The sequence below is a fragment of the Thalassolituus sp. UBA2590 genome (genome assembly GCF_002339775.1).
In the GTDB taxonomy this organism is placed as follows: domain Bacteria; phylum Pseudomonadota; class Gammaproteobacteria; order Pseudomonadales; family Oceanobacteraceae; genus Thalassolituus.
In genome coordinates, this window is sequence record NZ_DDKU01000157.1 from 1 (window position 1) to 4,782 (window position 4,782).

The window sequence follows — 4,782 nt, forward strand, 5'->3', positions numbered from 1 at the left end:
TGGCGCCACCGAAGCCACCGTGACGTCGACCTCCGCTCGGCGCAGCACGTCGATGATAGTGACGGCTTCCAACTCTTCGGTACCGTCTGCGATACCGATCAGAACCTTCTTGTTCATTTCACACCTCGGGCTGAAGAATTACCGGAATGCAGGCCAGAATCACAATGCACCAGAATACCTGCGCTTTTGTTATGGCCTCTCTGAACAATAACAAACCACCTAATAAAGCTCCAACAATGCCGACACTGCGTTTGACGGTCTCAACAATCCCCGCATCCAGACCGTCGAGCGCAAGCCACTGAAAGACAACGGCACCAACAAAGATCAAGAGAGCAGGTATCAGCCTTAACGCCTGCCCCTGTAACCTTGCCGGGGTTTTCGTTGTAAAGGCGTAAGTCGCAATCAATAGCGCCCCTAACGTTGTTTGCACGACACCATGAAAGAAAGGCCCACTGTGCTCCAGCGCCTGCTTATCAAAGACAATACCAACGCCCCAGCCAAAGCAGACCAGCAACATCAGAAGAAAAGGCTTTCCCTTAACATGGTGCAAACCGCCCTGCGCACCACCGATCGCCACCACGGTAACTAGCATGGCGAGCCACTGGTACACGCTCAATGATTCATCCAACAGCCACCCTGCAGCCAATGTCGAAATCACCGGCGTCAGTGCCAGTACTGGAATAACCTTAGCCACATCCCCCAGCTTGAGCGCCGTAATAAAACCAACTGCCGCCATTGCCGCAAGTGCAGCCGCTACCAAAGACGGAAGCCAGTATCCAGCCGACACGGTGGAATCAGAGGCTATAAAATATGCCGCAAGATATAGAGGGATCGCCCCGACATTGAATGCCAGAGTCAGCGCCAGAGGCGTCTCGTTGGCGACCAGTTTTTTACGTGAGAGATCAAACAGCGTCCAACAGATGGCTGAAATAAAAAGAAAGGCAATCGACATACTACATCCGCGGTGTTTTTAAACCGGCCGCTTTACGCAAGCGGCGAGACAGGCTATCCACGATAACATTCAATGCTGCGGCGACAAGGATCAGGAAAAACGCTTTATCGAAGCGGATCTCCTCAAACGCAGAGTCAACATAAAAGCCCAGCGTCGCAATACCCAACACGCCCATCATGGCACTCTCACGCATGATAACTTCCCAACGGTAAAACAGCAGAGCCAGAAACGCCGGGTAACGCTGAGGCAAGTCCTGATAGAAATAGCGCGCTAACCCAGAGGGAGAATCCTGCCTCTGCTGAGCAGCCGCATCCTGACTGTGATTAGCAAGAAGAAACGCAATCAGGCCGCCATTATGCAACGCAAGCGCAAAAATCGCTGGCAAGGCCGAAGGGCCAAACAGCAACATAAATAGGTACGCCAACATCAGCTCAGGGACAGACCTCAATACCAGAAGTTTAAACCGCCCTACCCAGTAATACCGCCCGACAAGCCAACGACTGGCGAACGGATACCAGGCCAGCGCCATTACCCCACTGAGAACCAGCGCCGCTTGTGTAATAGCAATCGTCTGTATCAGTGCAGGACCAACTTCATCAGCCAATACATTGCCGTACCAACTCATCGCGCCCGGAAGGTCGCCGTTCAGTAATGGGCTGGGCCATAAATCCTGAGTAAAAAACTGCCACACGAAACTCGCATTCACGGGCGGCATTTCTGGCAGCATAAACACAGCGCCCAGCAGATAGGCTGGCAAGAGCTTTTTGTAAAACCAGAACCTGACGGTGCCTATCAATAACAGAAACACCCAGAATACCGCCGCTGCTTCGCTGTAGTCTCCCTGACGGAAAGCGGTCTCCAGATGAAACCCTAATGTTGGCAGGCCAATAAAGCCCAGAATCGCACTCGACCGCAGTGCGCACTCAAAGCGGTAACGAATATATGAGCGCATGGCTGGCCAGGCCTGTGGTATCCATCCATAAAAGAAACGGCTTAAACGACTGGAGCCTGCAAGTGTATCGACCGTCGCAGAAGACTGCTGATGAAAGATATCTGAAAAGACTTTCGCAAAAATGCCTGCGAAAGGAATAATAATCGCCAACAAGCCCGTTAATGCACTGAGACCAAATACCTGCATAAACAGCAGGCCCCAGAAAATTTCATGCACCGAGCGGATAACGGCAGAAAATACTCTGACCACACGCCAGTGAAACCAGATGGCCAGTAACACGCCTAAGGCTGCCGACACTGCCACACCGAGCAAGGCAAAACTGACGGTATACAGTGCAGACATCAGAAGCTCATTCGCGTCCGGCCAGAACGGCGTCACCATGCCCCAGCCTATGCGGGTAAACTCTTCCCAGGGGTCAGGCTGATACAGAAAAATATCGGCGAAGAACAAAGAAACAATGGCAACAAGCACAAACCACAGACTCAGGTCCCGAAAGCGTGCGCCGGTAGACTTTTTGCCTTTAGGCTTTTCAGCTTTAGACTTTTCACCTTTAGCTAGGGAAACACTCTTACCGCCCATGTCAGGCATCCTGATAAACGGTTTCGAGGGTACTGAGATCCAACTCTGCCGCTTGCCAGTCGCCGAAAATGCGACCGTCTTTTAAGGCAATAATGCGATCAAAATGCTTAGCCGCTAATTCCGGGCTGTGAATGGCAACGATCGCCGTCGTATGTTGCTGAAGCACGTGCATCAATAATTGTTCGCCCTGCTCGGGGTCAAGCGAAGACACGGGCTCATCACCCATAAATACAGACTTATTGCGATACAGAGCACGCCCGAGCGCAACACGCTGGCGTTGCCCGCCAGACAACTGATCCGGCGAGTTCCAGAGTTTATCTTCGATACCTAAGGTACGCGCAACGCGAGCGACTTCTTCACGACGAGCGGCCCAAGGGCGAATGAGGTTGATGAGATTATAAAGCGTCGAAAAGCGGGATAACCCGCCCATATAAATATTCTGATAGGTGGATAACAGATCCACCAAGCCACTTTCCTGCGGGCACAAAGCAACGGCGTCAGGCTGCTGCTTCCATAGAAGCGAAAGTAGCGTTGACTTACCCGCACCCGATGGGCCCACAAGAGCGACTTTTTCACCGTCACGAATTTCCAGACTAATGTCGTGCAGCACAAGCTGATCATCGTGCGCAAAAGACGCTCCGGTAAGCTGGAACATGGCCTGACCCTGCATGATTAATCCAGCAGGCCGATGGCTTTGCCTGTGCGTTCAATCGGGGCATAGTCATCGTTGCTCGCAGGAACAAACGACTTACGCGGGAAGCTCGCAAGCAGATCTTCGTCTTTCATATCCAGCAGCGCGGTTCTGACTTTTTCTTTAAAGCCCTCGCCATAGCGGGCGTCGACATCACCACGAATCGTCCACTGATAATCCGGATAGGTAGGCGTCGTCCAGATCACTTTAACTTTATCTGTGTCGATCTTGCCTTCTTCCACTTCGGTATCCCAAACGCTGTAGTTCACAGCACCGACCTGATACACACCACTCTGTACCTGCGCAATAGTACGGCTGTGATCACCCGAGAAACCCACACGGCTGAACAGCTCATCAGGGGATGCATTAAAGGCTTCACGGATAAAGAATTCAGGCATCAGGCGGCCAGAGGTAGAACCCTTTGAACCAAAGGTAAACGTCTTGCCTTTAATATCTTCTGGCAGTTCATCAGATGCTTCGATCTCGGTGCTGGTGTTAGCAATGATATAGGTTTTAAAGAACTGATCTTCATAGCCTTGAGCAATAGCTTCTGATCCCTCAACCAGTGCACGCGCCTGTACACCAGACAAACCACCGAACCAGGCCAGCTGTACCTGATCATTGCGGAATGCCGTAATCGCCGCAGGATAGGATTTTACCGGGATGTATTTTACATCCACGCCCAGCTGCTCTGACAGGTAGTCTGCCACTTTACCGAAGCGTGCATTCAGACGGCTTTCATCGGCGTCAGGAATGGCCGTAAAGGTAAAGGTTTCGGCGACGGCCGCAGCACTCATCAGTAAGCCAGCTGCGGCTGCAAAAACAGAACGTAACATCATTATTTATCCTTTTAGATCAGATACAGAAAGAGAGTTCAGATAATCGCGCACTTCATCGAAAGAGCCCCGCATGGCCAGGCGCCCCTTTTTACGGGACAGCTGGTATTGATACATAGGGTCGTAATATTGCTCAAGCAGATGACCAATCCATTCACGATGTAATTCAGGATTGCCCTGCTCGTGTTGATGAATAGCGTGTTCGAGCAGCTCGGTGATCGCGCGGTGGCGAACCCCGCCAAGGCGCCGCTCCACTTTACTCATGCTCTGACGCAGATCATCAGCGAACGCCGCAAAACCCTCGTCGGTGCCAAGCGCCTGCTGCCACTCGGTTAATTTATTCAGAATGTAATTGTTATAACTGTGCTCAACGCGGGACTCGAAGCTCGCTTCAACGATCACAAGCGATGCCTTCGCCATTTGGTTCCGTAAGGTTTCAGGCAATGCACAACGCCCGATTAACAAGCTCTCATCTTCGAGAATAACCGGCATATCCGCTTTAAATTCTTCGTGACGAAGCAAATCAACCGCGAGAGCATTTTCAAAACCGATCTGTGCAGGCTGGCCACCCGGGCGTTTACCAAACGTACTGCCTCTGTGATGCGCCAGACCTTCAAGATCAACACTGGCCGGAACCTGCTTCAGTAATTCAGTTTTTGCACACCCCGTCTGCCCCGCAACCACGACCAGAGGTTTCTCAACCACAACACGTTCGAGAGTATCGATCAGGAAACGTCTCATGGCTTTGTAGCCGCCGGTAATGCGCGGGTAT

Annotated in this window: 6 protein-coding genes; all 6 read right to left on the minus strand. The window is 51.8% G+C overall.

The features are described from left to right. Nucleotides 1-117 (minus strand): DJ-1/PfpI family protein (locus B2067_RS13235; protein ID WP_301388751.1); only part of this gene is annotated, 117 nt, incomplete at its 3' end. A gap of 1 nt (nucleotide 118) precedes the next feature. After that, the gene (locus tag B2067_RS13240; protein ID WP_301388746.1) at nucleotides 119-952 is read right to left on the minus strand and encodes an EamA family transporter; all 834 of its coding nucleotides are present in this window, start codon (nucleotides 950-952) and stop codon (nucleotides 119-121) included. 1 nt (nucleotide 953) lies between these two features. After that, nucleotides 954-2,483 carry a PhnE/PtxC family ABC transporter permease gene (locus B2067_RS13245; protein WP_301388747.1) on the minus strand — a complete coding sequence of 510 codons (1,530 nt, stop codon included), beginning with the start codon at nucleotides 2,481-2,483 and terminating at the stop codon, nucleotides 954-956. A 1-nt stretch (nucleotide 2,484) separates the two neighbouring features. Next, nucleotides 2,485-3,153 (minus strand): ATP-binding cassette domain-containing protein, encoded by a 669-nt coding sequence (locus B2067_RS13250; protein WP_301388748.1) that lies wholly within the window; start codon nucleotides 3,151-3,153, stop codon nucleotides 2,485-2,487. A 2-nt stretch (nucleotides 3,154-3,155) separates the two neighbouring features. Continuing rightward, on the minus strand, nucleotides 3,156-4,013 hold the full coding sequence (locus B2067_RS13255; RefSeq protein WP_273090778.1) for a putative selenate ABC transporter substrate-binding protein: 858 nt from the start codon (nucleotides 4,011-4,013) through the stop codon (nucleotides 3,156-3,158). A gap of 3 nt (nucleotides 4,014-4,016) precedes the next feature. Beyond that, the coding region (locus tag B2067_RS13260) for a tRNA 2-selenouridine(34) synthase MnmH (RefSeq protein ID WP_301388750.1) at nucleotides 4,017-4,782 on the minus strand (766 nt) is incomplete at its 5' end.